This window comes from Oricola sp. (assembly GCF_965230365.1).
Classification (GTDB): Bacteria; Pseudomonadota; Alphaproteobacteria; order Rhizobiales; family Rhizobiaceae; genus Oricola.
Genome location: NZ_OZ246003.1, coordinates 86,504 through 104,268 on the forward strand (window position 1 = coordinate 86,504; position 17,765 = coordinate 104,268).

A 17,765-nucleotide genomic window follows, 5' to 3' on the forward strand; every position below is an offset into this window, starting at 1 on the left:
CGACCGAACTCCTATTTGTAGATGAAACCGACGGCGCCGTAGTACCGGCCGTTGGGAAGATCTTTCTCGACAGTTCCGTAGATCCGGTTAAGCCGGCCGAGCAGATTTCCGGTGCGGTCGCTTGCCGGCATGAAATTGTCGGTCGGCAGCGCCAATTTGTTCGGCGCGACAGGGCGCACGAGATAGGGCGTGACCATGATCACCAGTTCCGACTCGTTGCGGATGAAGTCGCGGCTGCGGAACAGCGTGCCCAGCACCGGCACCTTGGACAGGCCGGGGAAACCGGAAACGACCTGGCGAACATCGTCGCGGATCAAGCCGGCGATCATCATCGCGCCGCCCGACGGCAGTTCGACCGTGGTATCGGCGAGCCGCTTGCGGATCGACAGGACATTGGTTGCTGAATTGCGTCCACCGATGCTGAGCGGCACAGTGCCCTCAACGGTCGGTTCGGAAACCGCGGTGCGCACCTTCAGGCTGATGCGTCCCGGCGCCAGCACGACCGGCGTAAACTCCAGGCCAATGCCGTAGTCGACCGTCTCGATGTCATAGACGGTGCCATCCTCATTGGCGTTCGAGCCCTTGATGATGTTGTACTCGCCACCGACGCGGAACACCGCCTTCTCGCCTGAGATTGCTGTCAGGGTCGGCGAAGCGAGCGTCTTCATCACGCCCGCCTCTTCCATCGCCTGGAAGTAGGCGTCGATCTGCATGCCGCCAATCGCGCCGCCGAGATTGAAGCCCGAATTGGTCAGGGGTTTGCCGAGCGCACCGGCAATGTTCTCGGAAATCCCCGAGAACGTAATGCCGTGCTCACCAGTTCGGCTACCGATCAGGTTGATGCCAAGCTGCTTCATGACGGTGCGTTGAACTTCCGCCACAGTGACCTTGAGCGTTACCTGGTCGCCGCCGACGATATCGAGCAGATTGACAATCTGGCTGTTGCCGCGGCGGCTAAAGAAGAAGCTGAACGCATCCTCCGTCGCATCGCCGCCCTTGACGAAGATTTCGGCGAGCTGGCCGGCCTTGGCGGCATCCTGCGGGGTCTGCACGGTGCCGGTCAGAACGATATTGTCGTTGATGATCTCGGTCTTGATGTTGGAGTCGGGAATGAACCGGGCAAGGTAACGGTCGAGACCGGATACATCGCGCTCGATCTGCAGATCGAGGCTGACCACCTGGTTGCCGGACCGGTCGAATATGAAGATGTTGGTCTGACCGACTTCCTTGCCGAACAGATAGATGCGCCGGGCCGTGCGGCTGACAGCGTCGGCGACTTCGGGATTGGCCACGAGGATATCGTGCGCATCCACCGGCAGGTCGAGAACGATCGACTTGTTGAGACCGAGCTTGACATCCTCGGTCCCTCCGGTCGAGCGGCCGACCTTGATGATGTTGTCGGCCTGCGCCGGCGAAACCAGGGCGAGCCCGGTTTCGGCGGGCGCGAACGCCGATCCTGCCGAAACCAACAAGGCGGCTGTCAGCGTCTTGGCAAAACGAGCAGGGGTCATGGCCGGGTTGCCTCTTCGAGATTGGGAAACGGCGTTGCGGAGAAAGGGGCCGATCATTGCGTCTGCACCTCGCTGCGCTGGCCGGACTTGATCATGGTGACAGTGCCGCCGCGCGAGCCGCCGGTCAGCAGGTGTTCGGCGCCGTCGCTTTCCTGGTCCGGGTCGACATCGCGTACGGAGCGCAGCGCCAGCGTCAGGCGGTCGGCCATCTGCTGGGCGACGGTAATGATTTCAGCCTGCCGCGCCGACAGCTGCAGCGTGGCTGTCTGACCGACAATCACCAGTTCGCCTTCCTCGTCTTCGCGGATGGTCTGGTCGATCGCCAGCACGCGGATGTTCTCCAGGATCGTCTCGGTGACATAGCCGCCGTTTCGTTCTGGCGGGCGTGAAGTCATGATGACGTCGACATAATCGTCGGGAAGGATGAAGCCGCCGGCCGAGGTGTCGGCCGCGATCTCGGTGGCGACGGCGCGCTTGCCGGTCGGCAGGATCGAGGACATGAAGCTCTGATCGGGGCCGATCAGCTTGATCGGACGCACCGGCTCGCCCTGGGAGATTGTCGAACGGACCACCGAGCCGGTCAACTCGTTGATGGCGTCCGGGCGCATCGACCGGGTGATGAAGTCGGGAGAGAGCGCCGCGACCGGCCACTCCTGCCACCGCAGTCCGCCGTCGATCGCGCTGCCGGTGTTGAGGGTCTCGGTGGCGACCAAGACCTTGTCGAGTTCAATCGCAGGCGCGGTTTCGACCACGGCGACTTCATCGGATCCCGGTCCGACAAGGTTCATCGCCATGATGCCGGCCGCCCCGGCCGCCAGTATGGCGACAAACAGAATGATGATACGCTTCGACATGATGGCACCCACTTTCCGGAACTATTCCGAACTTCGCTGGGCCATTTTTCGAAGCGAAAGGTGTAATTACAGTTAATAACCCTGTAATTTTCGTACTTAATGAAAGATGAAAAGCAGTTAATTGCCCATGCGGCAACAAAAACCGCGCGCTAGCCGGCCAGGCTCGCAAGCGCCCATCCCATGGCCGCGGTATCGGGAAACGCCACCAGCCCGCCGACGGCAAGCGCCACGCCATATGGCACATCCTTTTCGTCGATGAGGCGGCGCAAGATCGGCACCTCGCCGGCATAGACCGCGAAGGACGATTTGCGGAACAGAACCAAGAAAAGAGTGAAAAGGCCGCCGGCGACCGTGGCGGTCAAAAGATAGGTCGTCAGCGCCGGCCCAACGCCCATCCAGAGGCTGGTCGATGCGAGGAGCTTGGCGTCGCCGCCGCCCATCGTTCCGGTGGCGAACAAACCGAAGGTGACCGCAAGCACAAGCGCGAATGCAGCGACATGCATGCCGAAATCGGCCCAGGACAATCCGATGAACGGCGAGACCAGCAGGAAAGCGCCGATCAGCACGACGGAGATCCGGTTGCCGATCGTCATCGTGAAGACGTCGGACAGTGCCGCGAAAATCATCGCAAACGGAAATACGACCATGATGACGGCAGCGACCATATCCAATCCTCCAGCGGTTTCGGCACGGCGCGATCCTAAAGGCCGCACCTCAAATTTGCGTAAACGGAACCCTGTGCCGGGAAGGTAGCCGCAAAGAAAAAGCGGCCCGCCTCGAGTGAGGCGCGCCGCCTAGCATTCAGCTAACCGCCTGAGGCGGTCGAGCCATTAGACGCCGGAACCAACCGTGGTGCCGATGGCGTTGAACTTCGAGTTCAGGTTCGTACCGAGCGTAGTGGCACCGGTGATGATCGCGACGGCGATCAGAGCAGCGATGAGGCCATATTCGATAGCGGTAGCACCGGACTCGTCTTTCAGAAAACGTGCAAACATGATGAGCTCCTATTTCTCGTTTCACAGCACCCCCGTCAACGCTCTTGACTTGGCGCTGATCGGATGAGCGAAACCTACACGCGGGCTGTTGCCAGCCGCTTAAGGAACAGGGTTGCCATAGTCTTAAGACGCGAAAGCGCCTCGGATGGTGAACCAAACCTTACGGAAACCGATAAGTAGTACGCAGCGTCAGTTCACGCCGAAACGGTGCCAAGCCTCAATTTACGGGAGTCATTCCGGCCCCAGCAGGATTTACGATGTCCACGGGGAAGAACCGACCCCCGTCCGTATTTCCGGCTCAGCGGATGAAGGTCTTGTAGATATAGCCCTCGCGGCCGTCATAGATGACCTTGCACCAGTGCCGGCAGTCGGTCTCGGCCATGATATCGGCGCCAGACGGCACAACCGTGAGCACGCGCGACTTGTTGCGGGGTGCGACGCGCATATTGACCCACTTGTCGGCCTGCGCCGGACGCATGCCATCGTCCGCAGCCGGCGGCTGGCTTTCGGCTGCAGCAACCTCCGGAGCGGGCTTCTCGGCCGGGCTGGCGACAGGTTCCTCTTTGCTTATAGCAGCGAGCTGGCCTTCCATCTGCCGCTCCATCTGTTGTTCCATTTGCCGGACATCGGCCTCGGTCTCGGCGACAGCAACCCCGCCTGTGGGTGCGACTAGGGCGTCGGCGGCGCGAATGCCGCCGGTGGTTTCGGCACCGATCTGTGCGTCGGCACGCGCGAAATACTGCGGCAAGCGCGGCGCTTCGCTCGGCGAACGTGCATCGCCCTCGCCCGCGAAGCGGGTCGAACCGGCCGGCAGGATCTTCAGCTTGTCCTTGTTGAGCGCCAGCTTGACGGCGAGATCGGCGGTCGCCTGGGCGACGGCCTGGTCGGAGCGGGCGCGCTCGATCGCCGCGCCTGGCTCCTCGGAGGCGAAACGCTCACGCCAGGTGGGCGGCAGTTCGGCGGCGGCGGCGGGCGGCAGGACGAGATGCTCGCGGATCAGCGCGGCCGTGCGCTCGAAGCCGCTGGCGGCCGCGGAGGCACCGGGTACGCCGCGCTCGAGAAGCACGGTTCCCCAGGCGCCGGCGACAAGGCCGGCAAAACCGACCAGCAACAACATCATCAGGCTCGCCGACTGCTGCGCGACCGGCGCGCGCATTGCGGTTACAGCTTGTGGTCCGAACTCACTACCCATGACAATCCACTCCACTGCTCTTGCAAGGAACACGGCTGGCTCCCGTCTACCGGGGGGCTTTTTTCGCCGTACCCGGCGGACCAAACACTGGTTAATGGGCCACAATCGGGCATAAAAAGCCCGAATGGTCACATTTGGAGTCTCATTGTTTCCCGCCGTGAGGGTATGTCGCCCCTTCGACAACCGCCGATTGTCGCGCGAATCACCCGCCAGATAACGCTGGGAAATACATGGCGCGGCAGCGGCAGCGACTGTCGCTGCGGCATTGACGGCGCGCACCGCCGCCGCCGGCTGGCCGCAAAAGCGCCGAAACCGGGGGAAAATGGGCCGCCGCGACGGTTTTTCCATTCTCCGGCAAGGCACGGCGGATAACAATTCGTTAACCACGTCTCCCTTACACCGGGAAACGGATTTTTAACCAAGATGACTGAAGTGCTAACGACCACCCAGCCGATCCGCCTGAAGGGCCGCTCCTTCCTTGCCCTGGTGCTCTCACCGGAACTGCCGGTGGCCGACTGGCTGGTGCGGCTCGACGACCTCGCGGAGCGCTCGGCGGGTTTCTTCATGCAACGCCCGGTCGTCCTGGACATCGCCGGGCTGACAATCGAGCGCGCGGAACTGCGCGGGCTGATCGACGCGCTCGGCGAGCGCGACGTGCGCATCATGGGCATCGAGGGCGCCGAACCCGGCCAGCTGGGCAGCGACATGCCGCCGCTGCTCGGCGGCGGCCTGCCTGCGTCGGACTTCGCGCCAAACGCCGAAGGTAAGGACGGCCAAACGAAGCAACCGGCGGCGCGTTCCAAACTGATTACCGAACCGGTCCGCTCCGGCCAGACGCTGATGTGTGACGGCGACATCACCATTGTCGGCGCGGTGTCGTCCGGCGCCGAGGTGATCGCCGGCGGCTCGATCCACGTTTATGGCGCGATCCGCGGGCGGGCGCTGGCGGGGGCTGGCGGCGACACGAACGCACGCATCTTCTGCCGCAAGCTGGAAGCCGAACTCGTGGCGATTGCCGGCTACTACAAGACGTCGGAGGATCTCGACCCGGGCCTGCGCGGCAAGGCGGTGCAATTCCGCCTCGACGACGAGGCCCTGATGGCCGAGGCATTGTAAGCGGCCGATGACCGGCCAGAACCAGGAGAACGACATGGGCAAGGCGATTGTGGTCACTTCGGGCAAGGGCGGCGTCGGCAAAACCACCACGACGGCCGCGCTCGGGGCCGCGCTTGCCGCCAATGGCGACAAGGTTGCGGTGGTCGATTTCGATGTCGGCCTGCGCAATCTCGACCTCGTGATGGGCGCCGAGCGCCGCGTCGTCTACGACCTGATCAATGTCATCCACGGCGAGGCCAAGCTGGCGCAGGCGCTGATCCGCGACAAGCGGCTGGAGACGCTGTACCTCTTGCCCGCCTCGCAGACCCGCGACAAGGACAAGCTGACGCCGGAGGGCGTGGAACAGGTGATCACCGCCCTGAAGAACGCCTTCGACTGGGTGATCTGCGACAGCCCGGCCGGCATCGAGCGGGGCGCGACACTGGCCATGCGCCACGCCGACGCGGCGATCGTGGTCACCAACCCGGAAGTCTCGTCGGTGCGCGATTCCGACCGCATCATCGGGTTGCTCGATTCCAAGACGGCAATCGCCGAGGACGGCGGGCGGATGGACAAGCACCTGATCGTCAACCGCTACGACCCGGCCCGCGCGGCGACCGGCGACATGCTGGCCGTCGACGACGTGCTGGAAATCCTGTCGATCCCGCTGCTCGGCATCGTGCCCGAAAGCAGCGACGTGCTGCGGGCGTCGAACATCGGCGCGCCGGTGACGCTGGCCGACCGCCAGAGCGCGACGGCGAAAGCCTATTTCGAGGCGGCAAGGCGGCTTGCCGGCGAAACCCTGCCCGTGACCGTGCCCGGCGAGCGACGCAGCTTCCTGGGCCGTATCTTCGGAAGGAAGGCGGCATGAACATCCTGCGACTGTTCGGCCGGCGGCGCTCGGCGACGACAGCGCGCGACCGCCTGCAGGTGCTGCTGGCGCATGAGCGGGCCGCCGTCGGCGGCACCGATCTCGTCGGCATCCTGCGCGAGGAAATCATGGACGTGCTCGCCCGGCACGTGGCCATGGACGGGCGGCGCGTCAAGGTGACCGTGGAACGCGGCGCCCAGGTCTCGACGCTCGCCGTCGACATCGAAATTCCCTACGACACCGGCGTCCGCGCGGCTTGAGGCAGGCCTCGTAGCCCCTTCTCCCCGTGGTGGGAGAAGGTGCCTGAGCGAAGCGAAGGCGGATGAGGGGTATCTCTCCCCTTGCGACGAAACTGGCGAGTAGCGAAGATGTTAGACGAAGGCCGTCATCCTCGGGCTTGACCAACGACAAGCGAAGCGCCGTCGGCGCGCAGGGACCCATTCCAGAATGGTTGCGAGTCGCAGGGTATCGAAGAATGAATCTCATTCTGCCAGCTCCTGTGCCAAGCTCCGCCAGAACGGAATGGATCCTAGGGTCAAGCCCTAGGATGACGACCTTCCTTTTCGTTCGCGGCAAATCTCCGCACTCCGGACATGCGACATCGCCGCCGCGCCTCATCGCCGAGACCGAATTGTAGAAACATGGAAGACGGGCGGTCGCAGGATCGCTCGGCTAAATGACTATGCGATCTTGCGACCGCCCGCTCGGTGGTCTTGCAGCTTCGGTCGGCGGCCCGGATCAAAGTCCGGGAAAACAAGACTGCGCGCGCCGCTTCATGCCGCCCTGCCGTGGGGGTTCATCACCCAGCGATACACCTCTGCACCGCCCGACAGGCACCGTCCCTCCCCCTGTCAGCCGGTGCGCATCCAGACTTCCGTGGGAGGGCACCATGGATTGTAAGGGAGGTTTTGGGGCGGTGGATAAACCGGAACAAAAAAATTCACGATTTCTTCGCCCGCGCGCGGCCCGGTAGCGGAAAACAAGGTTGTTCTCGACGATCTGTCCCCGAGGTGCGATTCAATGCGCGCTGACAGACGACCGTGAAGGGCGGGAAGCGGGCTTTCGCAGCGCTGTAAACAAATGGCGGCAGCGCGGGACTTGGCTGCCGTTGAAGATTTACTTCAGTTAGTCCTATCGCTGTCGCGAGAAGCAAGGACCAGTGAAATGCCTCATCAAATACCAGAAAGCATGTCAGACGAACTGAGAGCGTGGAACAACGGTGCCGGGATACCGCTAGAAACTTGGACGGAAAGCGAAGGCAATTACAAACTGGCAGTTGGTTACGCAGCTCTTTTGTGGCCAAGATTTGAAGCTGTTGGCAAGTACATACTTGTCGAAGGCGTAAGCAAGGAAAACATTGAAGGCTTTGAAAACCAGGCAGGCTCTACACCCAAAGGTGTTGAGTGGACCCTCAACCATTGGCATTTGGCTGATCTACACTACCATGATCGCGATAACCTGTCCGCAGACAAGCTTCTCTTCGTTGGGAACATCGTAAAGGAAATGTGGGAGGCAAAGCTGCGAACCCAGTTTCCGGACCGGCCTTGCACGGTTGAGTTTTACGTTCCAGATGACCCTGAAGAGCTATCGGAGTATCAGGTTTCTTTCTGGCAGACCGCTTGGGACACCGACGGGGAAGAGTAGGTTTGGGCTCGTTGCGGACCTTTGGTGCGACTTGCACGAAGGTCCGCTCCAGGCCGAAATCGACGATCGGGCGGGGTCTTCCTAGCTCTCCACCTTCAGCACTTGTATAAACGCTTCCTGCGGGATTTCGACGCGGCCGAACTGGCGCATCTTCTTCTTGCCTTCCTTCTGCTTTTCCAGAAGCTTGCGCTTGCGCGTCACGTCGCCGCCATAGCATTTGGCGGTGACGTCCTTGCGCATCGCCGAGATGGTCTCACGCGCAATCACCTTGCCGCCGATAGCGGCCTGGATCGGGATCTTGAACATGTGGCGGGGGATCAGGTCCTTCAGCTTCTCGCACATCTGGCGGCCGCGCTTTTCGGCCGCGGCGCGGTGGACCAGCATCGACAGCGCGTCGACCGGCTCCTCGTTGACGAGGATCTGCATCTTGACGAGATCGCCCTCGCGGTAGCCCTCGAGCTGGTAGTCGAAACTGGCGTAGCCCTTGGAGATCGATTTCAGCCGGTCGTAGAAATCGAACACCACCTCGTTCAATGGCAGTTCGTAGGTGACCATGGCGCGGGTGCCGACATAGGACAGGTCGGTCTGGATGCCGCGGCGCTCCTGGCAGAGCTGCAGGATGGCGCCGAGATAATCGTCCGGCGTCATGATCGTCGCCTTGATCCACGGCTCCTCGATGGCGGCGATCTTGACGATATCCGGCATGTCGGCGGGATTGTGCAATTCGGTCACGGTGCCGTCGGTCAGCGTCATGCGGTAGACGACCGAGGGCGCGGTGGCGATCAGGTCGAGGCCGAATTCGCGGGAAAGGCGCTCCTGGATGATCTCCAGATGCAACAGGCCGAGAAAGCCGCAGCGGAAGCCGAAGCCGAGCGCGGCCGAGGTCTCCATCTCGTAGGAGAACGAGGCGTCGTTGAGGCGCAATTTGCCGATGGCGGACCGCAGGTCCTCGAAATCGGCGGCGTCGACCGGGAACAAGCCGCAAAAGACCACCGGCTGGGCCGGCTTGAAGCCGGGCAGCGGCTCGGCGGTAGGGCGCTTGTCCTCGGTGATGGTGTCGCCGACGCGGGTGTCGGCCACCTCCTTGATCGAGGCGGTGATGACGCCCAGTTCGCCGGGGCCGAGCTCGGGCACGACGACGAGCTTGGGCGTGAGCACGCCGACGCGGTCGACCGGGTATTTGGCGCCGGTGCCCATCATGCGGATCGCCTGGCCCTTCTTGAGAACGCCGTCGATGACGCGGACCAGCACGACGACGCCGAGATAGGCGTCGTACCATGAATCGACCAGCATGGCTTTGAGCGGCGCGGACCGCTCGCCGGCGGCAGGCGGCGGCAATTGCGTGACGATCGCCTCCAGCACCTCGTCGACGCCCTGGCCGGTCTTCGCCGAAATCAAGAGCGCGTCGGTGGCGTCAAGGCCGATCACCTCCTCGATCTGCTCCTTGACGCGGTCCGGCTCGGCGGCCGGCAGGTCGGCCTTGTTGAGGACCGGGATGATCTCGTGGTCGTTGTCGATGGCCTGGTAGACATTGGCCAGCGTCTGCGCCTCGACGCCCTGCGAGGCGTCAACGACGAGCAGCGAGCCCTCGCAGGCGGCCAGCGAGCGCGACACCTCATAGGCGAAGTCGACATGGCCGGGCGTGTCGATCAGGTTGAGCACATAGTGCTGGCCGTCGCGGGCGTCATATTCGAGACGCACCGTGTTGGCCTTGATGGTGATGCCGCGCTCGCGCTCGATATCCATGGAATCGAGCACCTGCTCCTTCATCTCGCGCTCCTCGAGCGATCCGGTCATCTGGATCAGCCGGTCGGCGAGCGTCGACTTGCCATGGTCGATATGGGCGACGATGGAGAAGTTGCGGATATTGTCTCTGGGCGTGTCTGTCATTGCGCCCATATAGGCGCAAAGCGAAAAGGCTGGAAGCGGATTTTGCCGCGTTCAGGGTTTAAATGCCCGCCATTCGGTGCCCTTTCTTCCTGCGGCATGCTAGGATGCGGGTCTGCGGCAATGCGAGGGACGACGCATGACGGCCGGAGACGACAAGGGCGGCATGGCGGCCGCCGAGACGCAAGCGCAGGACGGCGGACAGCTGGCGAAAACGCCGGCGGAGACGCAGACGGCGAACGGCGACGACGCGCCGGCCGGCGGCCTGTGGGGCTATGTCCGCGATTTCTGGCGCACGCTTTTGACGGCGGGCGTTCTGATCTGGACGGCGATATTCCTGTCGTTCTTCTGGTTTTCCGGCGTGATCGACAATCTGCGCCCGGAAACCGGCGGCGTGGTGCATATCGAAAGCCCGCAGATCTACACGCGCGAGCGGCTGGTCAACGACCGGTTCCGCGAACAGGCCTGGCTGGAAGACCAGTTGCGCGAACTGGAAGAGCGTGCGGCGGTGATCTCATCCTACCGCAAGGACAGCGTGCGGATTGCGGCGCGCACGGCGCCGGCCGGCGCGGCGGCGGAAACAGACACGCCGGAGGCGCAACCGGCCGCCGGCAGCGGCGCCGAACTGGAAGAGCAATTGCTGGTCTCGGCCGATGACAGTTTCAACCTGCAGCGTAACATGCGCGCGACGATCCGCCGGGCGCTGATCGAAAACGAACTCGACGACCGCCACGACCTCGGCTCGAACTCGCTCTACCAGTTCAATTTCGGCGCCGCGATCATCGCCGGGTCGCGCACGCGGCGCATCGCGGCCATCGAGATGGAGATCGAGCCGGTTGATCCGCTGCAGCCGCTCGACGCCTTTGTCGAGGGGGACAACGCCCGCTGTGGCGGGCTCTATGCGTTCGAATGCGCCTATCTGTTCGACACCGGCGTGCTGACCGCGCCGGACGAGGCGGAAGCGGCGATGGCCGCGCAATATGCGCGCTGGAAAACGCTCTACCAGAAGTGGCTGAGTACGGAGAATGCCGGCTACAAGCGCGAGTCCGACGATATCGAACATCTTTTGCGTTCGCCGCAGGTCAGCGCCCGCATTCGCACGCTGATCCAGCCCTTTTTCGACAATCTGGACCGCCAGGCGATGCGCTTCATCGAGAGCTTCAACAGCGTCTCGCTGAAGCCCGACACATTTGACGAGATCGAGTGCCGGTTCGGCCGGCAGCGCCAGGGCGCGCCATCGATCGAGGCCGAGATCCTGGCGTTTATCCGCGGCTGCATTGCGGAGACGAACCGGGTGCTGGAGGTCGTCGGCGCGGATCTCTCCGGCGTCGAGGCCTTTGCCGACAAGACGCTGTCGATCGATCCGTCAAAGCTCTACATCCCGCCCGGCACAACGCGAGGCGAATTGCTGTGGAGCGAGTATTTCCTCTACGCGTTCAACCGCTTCAACGAACAATGCGCGTGGGGCGAAAACCTGGTGCAGGAAATCGGAAGCCCGGGCGGCGCGAACGTGGCAGGCAGTGGCGCGGGCGCCCGGTTCCGGCTGACGACGGAGGTCGAGGCCGATCTGCTGGACTGCATCTCGCGCTCGCTGATCCGCGATTACGGATCGCATCCGCTCGGCAAGGTGGAACGCGTCGACATCAGGCAATCGACCCAGTTCAGCAGCGACAGCGGCACGCGCGCCGACCGCTCGCACTACCAAGCGCGCCAGGGCATGTCGAGCATCGTCGTCACCAGCAAGAGGAGCGAATTCCGGGCACGCGAACGCACCGAATATGTCGGCGTCGCCGCACGGGTGACGGCGAACAAGAAGCCGAACGGGCTCGAAAAATACCCGCATGACACCGACCGCCTGAACGGGACCTGCCGGCATCACGACACGGCAATCGAAAAGCCGGACGGCAAGGACCGCGTGCTGCTCGCCGGGATCAGCAGCGCCTATGCCTTCAACCGGCTGGTGCCGAAGGTCGACCGCGAGATCGGCTGGAACCTGCTTGCCCACATGATCTGCGCCGCGCATGCGGACGAGGAAACCTCCGCCGACGACCTGTTCCGGATCGACGCGCAGCACACCCTGCCGATCGGCCTGTTCCGCTTCATCGAATTGCTGTCGGGCAGTCAGAAGACGTTCAGCTACTCGGTACAGCCGAGCGGTGCCTTCAACCTTCAGCGGCGCGACCAACAGGTCGACTGGAACCTGACCAGCCTGTTCACGGGCGGCCGACAGGCCAGCCAGATCGCGGCGGGCGGCGACACCACCGAAAGCTGGATCGAGAAGCAGTACCGGATCATCGGGTTCGGAGCGCAGGTGGACAGCGCCGGCGACGAGGCGAGCGGACTGGGCAAGGCGAAGTTCGGCTGGTACATCTTCCCGGCCGAGGCGCGCGGCGTGTTCTCGCTGCCGGTCATGGAATCGGCGAATGTCAAACTGTCGGCGCTGGTGTCACTGCCGGCATGGTGGGAAAGCGTCGACATCAAGGTGACGACAAGCTGGCGCGATCCCGCCGCGCCCGACCGGCGCGTGCATCTGGAAAATGTGGATGCGCCGACCGAGCCGCAGGAACTGCGGGTGGAGCTGCCGACCCGGCTGGAGTTCATCCGCAACCACTTCCCCTATGCGGCGGCAACCCAGCCGTCGCTCTATCAACTGCATCTGCCGAAGGCAGCGCTGCGCGCCTGCGAGGAGGCGAATATCGTGCTCAAGGGCGAAAGGCTGTGGCGCAGCACCGTGGTGACACTGGGCGCGCAGAAATCGAACCTGATCCAGGTGATGCCGGACATGCGCGGCATCATCGCCCATTTCGGCGAGGTCATTCCCTTTGCGCAGGGCGGCGCGCCTGGCGGCAATGCGATCGACACGGTTCCGGTCACGATTTGGACAAGCGAAGGGCAGAAATCGATCGTCGACACAGTTTCGATCACCGTGCCGGACCGGATCAAGGCGCTGATGGCGGAAGGTAAGCCGCCATGCGGCGAAGCGGGCGGCAATCCCGGAAAATGACCGGGCTATTGCAGGGTGATACCCGTTACGTCGCCGCACATACAGGGCGAGCCGACGGGCTGGGGGAGGATCTCGCAAAAACCGATCTCGGTGACACAACGTTCGCCATAGACCGGCGCGGCTGCGTGTAAGAAGCCCGGTGCGGATTTGGCGGCCGGCTTGGCAAGCAACAGCGCCTTGATGGCGATCGGCGACATGTGGCGCTCGCCGGTCGCGGCGTTCAGCGACCCTGCGGCGGACGCTGTCGCGGTTGTGGCGACGATCACGAAGACTGTTGCTGCTCTGGCAATCACGGACCGCATCATGGGGATACTCCTCTGCCGGTTTCTCGACTTGGCCGCCAAAATAGCAAACCTCGCCTGAACCGGCCATGAATGCCCGGTTCAGCGATGCGAACGCGATTGTTCACATGGCACACAAGACGGACACAGAAGCGTAATCCACATGCAACACGTCCGTCATGCGCCTGACCGAACATGACGGCGCGGCGATTACGCCGTGTCGATCAGGGGAGATCTCACATCATGATGCGACTGGCCATTCTCATCACGCTCGCGGCTGCGACGGCGCTCGCCACGCCGGCGGCCGCCATGGACGCGCCGTATACCGGCGCCGTGCATGTCGTGCCCGGCGACGCCGAGAAAGCGCGCGGCAAAGTGTTTCTCGACGCCAACCGCAACTCGGTTCTCGATACCGGCGAAAGCGGTATCGCAGGGGTGCAGGTTTCCAATGGACGCGAAGTCGTGATGACCGACGCGAACGGCGATTACGAACTGCCTGCCTATGACGACATGAACCTGTTCATTACCAAGCCGGCAGGCCACGCCGTGCCGGTCGATGGCGACATGGTTCCGCAGTTCAACTACATTCATAAAGTGGCCGGCTCGCCCGACCTGCGTTTCGGCGGCATCGCGCCGACCGGCCCGCTTCCCGAGGCAATCAACTTTCCGGTCATCGCCAGCGGCGCCGACGACCGTTTCGACTGCCTGGTGTTCGGCGACACGCAGCCCTACTCCAACCGCGAGATCGGCTTCGTGCGCGAGACCGTCGGCAAGCTGCTCGCCAATCGCGACAACAGCGATACCCAGTGCCTGATCTTCGAAGGCGACGTGATGGGCGACGACCTGTCGCTTTACCCGCGCTTCAAGAAAATCGTCGCAGTCGGCGGCGTGCCGCAATACTATGTGGCCGGCAATCACGACCTCGATTTCGACGCCACCAAGGACGCGGACTCATTCGACACATTCCGCCGCGAATGGGGCCCGGAGTACTACTCCTTCGACATCGGCAAGGTGCATTTCGTCGTGCTCGACAATGTGCGCTACCCGTGCAACGGCGTCGACGACCATCCGTTCTGCGATCCGGGCAAGAACCCGACCTATAACGGCGTCATCCACGACCGGCAGCTCGAATGGCTGAAGAACGATCTGGCCAATGTGCCCGCCGATCACCTGATCGTGCTCAATGCGCATATCCCGTTCGTCACCTTCACCGACAACACGGCGGCCAAGCACCAGACCGACAATCTCGACAGGCTCTACGAGATCATCGGCGAGCGTCCGGCGCTGGGCCTGTCGGGCCACACGCACACGACCGAGCATATCGCACCGGGCGAAGAGTTCGAGGGCTGGGCCGAGAACACCGGGACCGGTCCGGTGAAGTTCCGCCAGATCGTCACCGGCGCCGTGTCCGGTTCCTGGTGGGCGGGCGACCTGAACGATCAGGGTGTGCCGCATGCAACGCAGCGCCTCGGCAGCCCGCGCGGTTACTACAAGATTGCCTTTGACGGCGCCGACTATGTCGACACCTACATGACATTCGGCGGTACCGGCGAGGAGCAGTTGCACGCCTCGTTCAACACGCCGCGTTTCCGCTCCTGGGCGGAAGATCTGCTTGCTTATGTCGACCTCTACGGCTCGCCTTCGGACGTTCTGCCGCCGGTCACCATCAACGATCTCGGCGACATGAACATGATCACCACCGACGACCTGAAGAAGGGCACCTGGGTGGCCGTCAATGTGTGGAACGGCGGCCGCGAGAACACCGTGTCTGTCGCCATCAATGACGGCGCGGCGATCCAGGCAACGCGCACCCAGGCCGGCGATGGCGAAGCCAAGCTCCGCGGGCCGGAATATGCGGACCCGCTGGCGCTGGCAAAGCAGTCGACCAACGGCCGCACCGCGTTCCGCTCGGCGAAGGGCGGCGACGACACCGCCGGCTTCTCCACCTGGCGCGGCACCGAGTGGAAGGGTGTGCCCGGACCGCTGATGGGTTGGATGCTGACCAACAATTCCAGCCATCTCTGGCGCGCCGACCTGCCGGCAGAGCTGCCGACCGGCGTGCATGTGATGGAGGCGAAGACGACCGACCGTCACGGCCGCACTTTCAGCCACAAGGTGACCTTCGAGGTGGTGGACAAACTCCCCGATCTCGACTGGAATAAAGCCGCGTTCAACTAGACGACATCCGGCCCGGGCGGCATGCCGCCCGGGCCACCACCACGAGAGTTACGATCCCATGCCGTTCGTGTTTCGCGTCTTTCTCGCCGCAATCCTCGCCTGCCTCGCTTCCTTGCCCGCCAGCGCGCACTTCTCCGAAGGGACCAAGCTTCGAACCATCCTGATCGCCAGCAACGGCGACCGGCTGACCGCCTATCTGCGGACACCGGCACCGCTGTTGTTCGCCGACACGATCGAGACCGCCCGGGCCGAGGACCGGCCGCTGGAATCGCCTTTTCTCAAGGGCGAATTCCTGGGCACCGGCTACAGCTATGTCATTCCGACAAAGGCAGTCGTGGACAGAAAGGAAGCGCTTGCCGAACGCATTGCCGGTTCGCTTGCCTGGACGCAGGACGGCAAGCCCGTCGACGTGACCGTCGAGACGGTGCGGTTGCGCACCCGCGAACCTGACAGCGCCTTCGACACGCAGAAGGCGGCGGCAAACGCCATTGCCTTGGAATCGACCGGGCTCGATCCGAATTTCGGCGAGGCTTACTTCGAAATCACATTGACACTCCATGCGCCGGATAACGCCGGCGCGCTGCAGGTGCGTTCGACCTTGCCGGCCATCGAAGTGGCGGCGAATGTCACGATCGACAATCACATCATCGACGCGCGCGGCGAAACGCCGATCGCCTACACGATGGAAGGCCAGCTCGAAAGCGCGGCGACCATCGACGGTTCGCTTGTCGGCACGCTGGCACGCTTTACCTGGCAGGGCGTGCTGCACATCATCGAGGGGATCGACCACGTGTTTCTGGTGGTCTGCCTGGCGCTCGGCGTGGCGACGCTGCGCCGGCTGATCTGGATCGTCACGGCGTTCACGCTCGGCCACTCGGTGACGCTGATCACCACCTTTCTCGGCGCGACACCGGCTTGGCCGTGGTTCATCCCGGCGGTCGAGACGGCCATCGCAGCGACCGTGCTTTATGCCGCCGTGGTGGCGTTCTGGCGCAAGATGGATTCGATTGCGGTGATTGCCGGGATCGGCCTCTTGCACGGCCTCGGCTTCTCGTTCGTGCTCGGCGAGATTCTCGGCCGCGACGCGCCCAACCTGATCCCGGCACTGGCCGCGTTCAATATCGGCATCGAGATCGGCCAGCTTGCCATCATCGCCGTGGTGCTGGCGGTGGTCGCGGTGGCGACCCGGCTGTCGAAGGTCGGCACGCCGATCCTGCGCAACGCGGCGCTGGCAGCCATCGCCGCCATGGCCTTCGTGTGGGTGGTCGAGCGCGGCGCCAGCCTGATCGCCTGACGCTGTTGCCGGATTCTACCGCTTGTCGCCGGGCGGATCGGTTTCGGCGGCTTCTGACCGGTCTTCCAGCTTCTCCGGCTCCTGCTGTTCTTGCGGCTTTGCCCGCGCGTCCGGACGGTCGCCCCAGACGACCTGCTTGTAGTCGAAACCGTATTTCAGGGTCGGCTTGACAACCTCGAAATAGGGCGAGAGATCGAAGTCGCGCGGCGTGAACAGCGAGTGATGACGGATGTGCAGGATTTCGCTGCGCGAGAAATCCGAGGCCGCGTGGGCGCGGCCCGGCGCCAGCGTGACCTCCGGCAGGATCGGATAGCGGATCACCTGGTAGGCCTGGGCGACCAGCGAGGAGCAGATCGCGCGGGTCGGATCGCCCGAACCGAATTGCAGCATGCGGCGGCGCCAGCGCACCGGCACCGGCGGGGTCGGGAAAAAATAGCGCAGCATGTCGATGATGTTCTTGTTGTCGTAGCGCAGGCCGATATTGGAGATCATGAAATCGACCACCGCGTCGCGATCGGCCGGAGTCAGGCCGACGGCCCGGCAGATGCGGGTGTTGTAGCTTTCGTATTTCTCCAGCGGCACGGCCTCGCAGCCGGTGCCGAGATTGACCTCGACCAGGCGCAGCCGGCGGCCGGCGGCGTCGGTCTTGTCGATCGCGTCGCCAACATAGAGGGCGGCGTGGCTCCAGGTCGATTGGGTGAGGTACTTGATCGCCGCCGACACCTTGCGGTTGCCCTCGACCAGCAATACGTCGCCCGGCCTGAGCGTGCGGTAGAGCGTGTCATGATCGGACGGCGTATAGGGTTTGTAGCCCGACGACTCGGTCTGCAGGCGCGCGGCCATCCAGCGCCCCAGCCGGTCCAAAATCGTGTCGGTCTGCTCGGTCATGATCCTCCTCCGGCGGGCGAGCGGCCCGGCAGCCGTGTTCCCCTGACTAGAGAATAAGCGGCCCGGCCTCA

General features: G+C 63.6%; 15 protein-coding genes. 7 read left to right on the forward strand and 8 right to left on the reverse strand.

The features are described 5' to 3' along the window. Positions 1 to 11: 11 nt before the first annotated feature. From ACO06R_RS00440 to ACO06R_RS00460, 5 genes are all read right to left on the reverse strand, one after another. Entirely contained in the window at positions 12 to 1,511 is a 1,500-nt protein-coding gene (locus ACO06R_RS00440) for a type II and III secretion system protein family protein (protein ID WP_421854566.1), read from the reverse strand. A 53-nt stretch (positions 1,512 to 1,564) separates the two neighbouring features. After that, a complete protein-coding gene (gene cpaB, locus ACO06R_RS00445; RefSeq protein ID WP_421854569.1) occupies positions 1,565 to 2,365 on the reverse strand; it encodes a Flp pilus assembly protein CpaB in 801 nt (266 codons plus the stop codon). A 149-nt stretch (positions 2,366 to 2,514) separates the two neighbouring features. Beyond that, on the reverse strand, positions 2,515 to 3,030 hold the full coding sequence (locus ACO06R_RS00450; RefSeq protein WP_421854572.1) for an A24 family peptidase: 516 nt from the start codon (positions 3,028 to 3,030) through the stop codon (positions 2,515 to 2,517). A gap of 165 nt (positions 3,031 to 3,195) precedes the next feature. Further along, the gene (locus tag ACO06R_RS00455) at positions 3,196 to 3,360 is read right to left on the reverse strand and encodes a Flp family type IVb pilin (RefSeq protein ID WP_421854575.1); all 165 of its coding nucleotides are present in this window, start codon (positions 3,358 to 3,360) and stop codon (positions 3,196 to 3,198) included. Between the two features lie 298 nt (positions 3,361 to 3,658). Then, positions 3,659 to 4,552, reverse strand: a complete 894-nt coding sequence (locus ACO06R_RS00460) for an SH3 domain-containing protein (RefSeq protein WP_421854578.1) — start codon at positions 4,550 to 4,552, stop codon at positions 3,659 to 3,661. Positions 4,553 to 4,975: 423 nt separating this feature from the next. Here ACO06R_RS00460 and minC point away from each other — a divergent pair, with 423 nt between their 5' ends. From minC to ACO06R_RS00480, 4 genes are all read left to right on the forward strand, one after another. Beyond that, the gene (gene minC / locus ACO06R_RS00465; RefSeq protein ID WP_421854581.1) at positions 4,976 to 5,668 is read left to right on the forward strand and encodes a septum site-determining protein MinC; all 693 of its coding nucleotides are present in this window, start codon (positions 4,976 to 4,978) and stop codon (positions 5,666 to 5,668) included. 34 nt (positions 5,669 to 5,702) lie between these two features. Further along, on the forward strand, positions 5,703 to 6,518 hold the full coding sequence (gene minD, locus ACO06R_RS00470; RefSeq protein ID WP_421859138.1) for a septum site-determining protein MinD: 816 nt from the start codon (positions 5,703 to 5,705) through the stop codon (positions 6,516 to 6,518). Then, the gene (gene minE, locus ACO06R_RS00475) at positions 6,515 to 6,778 is read left to right on the forward strand and encodes a cell division topological specificity factor MinE (RefSeq protein WP_421854584.1); all 264 of its coding nucleotides are present in this window, start codon (positions 6,515 to 6,517) and stop codon (positions 6,776 to 6,778) included. Before minD ends, minE begins: the two co-directional genes overlap by 4 nt. Before the next feature lie 838 nt (positions 6,779 to 7,616). Continuing rightward, positions 7,617 to 8,162 carry a hypothetical protein gene (locus ACO06R_RS00480; protein ID WP_421854588.1) on the forward strand — a complete coding sequence of 182 codons (546 nt, stop codon included), beginning with the start codon at positions 7,617 to 7,619 and terminating at the stop codon, positions 8,160 to 8,162. Positions 8,163 to 8,243: 81 nt separating this feature from the next. Here the strand turns inward: ACO06R_RS00480 and lepA are convergent, their stop codons facing one another. Then, complete coding sequence (gene lepA, locus ACO06R_RS00485; RefSeq protein WP_421854591.1) at positions 8,244 to 10,052, reverse strand: translation elongation factor 4; 1,809 nt, start codon at positions 10,050 to 10,052, stop codon at positions 8,244 to 8,246. 136 nt (positions 10,053 to 10,188) lie between these two features. Between lepA and ACO06R_RS00490 the strand changes: the two genes are divergently transcribed. Beyond that, the gene (locus ACO06R_RS00490; protein ID WP_421854594.1) at positions 10,189 to 13,053 is read left to right on the forward strand and encodes a hypothetical protein; all 2,865 of its coding nucleotides are present in this window, start codon (positions 10,189 to 10,191) and stop codon (positions 13,051 to 13,053) included. 5 nt (positions 13,054 to 13,058) lie between these two features. On the opposite strand, the gene ACO06R_RS00495 is transcribed toward ACO06R_RS00490, so the two are convergent. Further along, on the reverse strand, positions 13,059 to 13,358 hold the full coding sequence (locus ACO06R_RS00495; RefSeq protein WP_421854597.1) for a hypothetical protein: 300 nt from the start codon (positions 13,356 to 13,358) through the stop codon (positions 13,059 to 13,061). Between the two features lie 219 nt (positions 13,359 to 13,577). On the opposite strand from ACO06R_RS00495, the gene ACO06R_RS00500 reads away from it, so the two are divergent. Together ACO06R_RS00500 and ACO06R_RS00505 are read left to right on the forward strand one after the other, a co-directional pair. Continuing rightward, the gene (locus tag ACO06R_RS00500) at positions 13,578 to 15,512 is read left to right on the forward strand and encodes a calcineurin-like phosphoesterase C-terminal domain-containing protein (protein WP_421854600.1); all 1,935 of its coding nucleotides are present in this window, start codon (positions 13,578 to 13,580) and stop codon (positions 15,510 to 15,512) included. A 58-nt stretch (positions 15,513 to 15,570) separates the two neighbouring features. Then, positions 15,571 to 16,806, forward strand: coding sequence for a HupE/UreJ family protein (locus ACO06R_RS00505; RefSeq protein WP_421854603.1), 1,236 nt, complete (start codon positions 15,571 to 15,573; stop codon positions 16,804 to 16,806). 15 nt (positions 16,807 to 16,821) lie between these two features. Here ACO06R_RS00505 and ACO06R_RS00510 read toward each other — a convergent pair whose 3' ends face one another. Further along, positions 16,822 to 17,694: a lipo-like protein gene (locus ACO06R_RS00510; protein WP_421854606.1), complete on the reverse strand. Its 873-nt coding sequence runs from the start codon at positions 17,692 to 17,694 to the stop codon at positions 16,822 to 16,824. Positions 17,695 to 17,765: the final 71 nt, after the last annotated feature.

Excerpts from the sequence above, each read along its gene's own strand:
- minE (WP_421854584.1), top strand. The coding sequence starts at position 6,515 with ATGAACATCCTGCGACTGTTCGGCCGGCGGCGCTCGGCGACGACAGCG.
- ACO06R_RS00505 (WP_421854603.1), top strand. The coding sequence starts at position 15,571 with ATGCCGTTCGTGTTTCGCGTCTTTCTCGCCGCAATCCTCGCCTGCCTC.
- ACO06R_RS00490 (WP_421854594.1), top strand. The coding sequence starts at position 10,189 with ATGACGGCCGGAGACGACAAGGGCGGCATGGCGGCCGCCGAGACGCAA.
- ACO06R_RS00500 (WP_421854600.1), top strand. The coding sequence starts at position 13,578 with ATGATGCGACTGGCCATTCTCATCACGCTCGCGGCTGCGACGGCGCTC.
- ACO06R_RS00460 (WP_421854578.1), bottom strand. The coding sequence starts at position 4,552 with ATGGGTAGTGAGTTCGGACCACAAGCTGTAACCGCAATGCGCGCGCCG.
- ACO06R_RS00510 (WP_421854606.1), bottom strand. The coding sequence starts at position 17,694 with ATGACCGAGCAGACCGACACGATTTTGGACCGGCTGGGGCGCTGGATG.
- ACO06R_RS00455 (WP_421854575.1), bottom strand. The coding sequence starts at position 3,360 with ATGTTTGCACGTTTTCTGAAAGACGAGTCCGGTGCTACCGCTATCGAA.
- ACO06R_RS00440 (WP_421854566.1), bottom strand. The coding sequence starts at position 1,511 with ATGACCCCTGCTCGTTTTGCCAAGACGCTGACAGCCGCCTTGTTGGTT.
- ACO06R_RS00495 (WP_421854597.1), bottom strand. The coding sequence starts at position 13,358 with ATGATGCGGTCCGTGATTGCCAGAGCAGCAACAGTCTTCGTGATCGTC.
- ACO06R_RS00450 (WP_421854572.1), bottom strand. The coding sequence starts at position 3,030 with ATGGTCGCTGCCGTCATCATGGTCGTATTTCCGTTTGCGATGATTTTC.
- cpaB (WP_421854569.1), bottom strand. The coding sequence starts at position 2,365 with ATGTCGAAGCGTATCATCATTCTGTTTGTCGCCATACTGGCGGCCGGG.
- lepA (WP_421854591.1), bottom strand. The coding sequence starts at position 10,052 with ATGACAGACACGCCCAGAGACAATATCCGCAACTTCTCCATCGTCGCC.
- minC (WP_421854581.1), top strand. The coding sequence starts at position 4,976 with ATGACTGAAGTGCTAACGACCACCCAGCCGATCCGCCTGAAGGGCCGC.
- minD (WP_421859138.1), top strand. The coding sequence starts at position 5,703 with ATGGGCAAGGCGATTGTGGTCACTTCGGGCAAGGGCGGCGTCGGCAAA.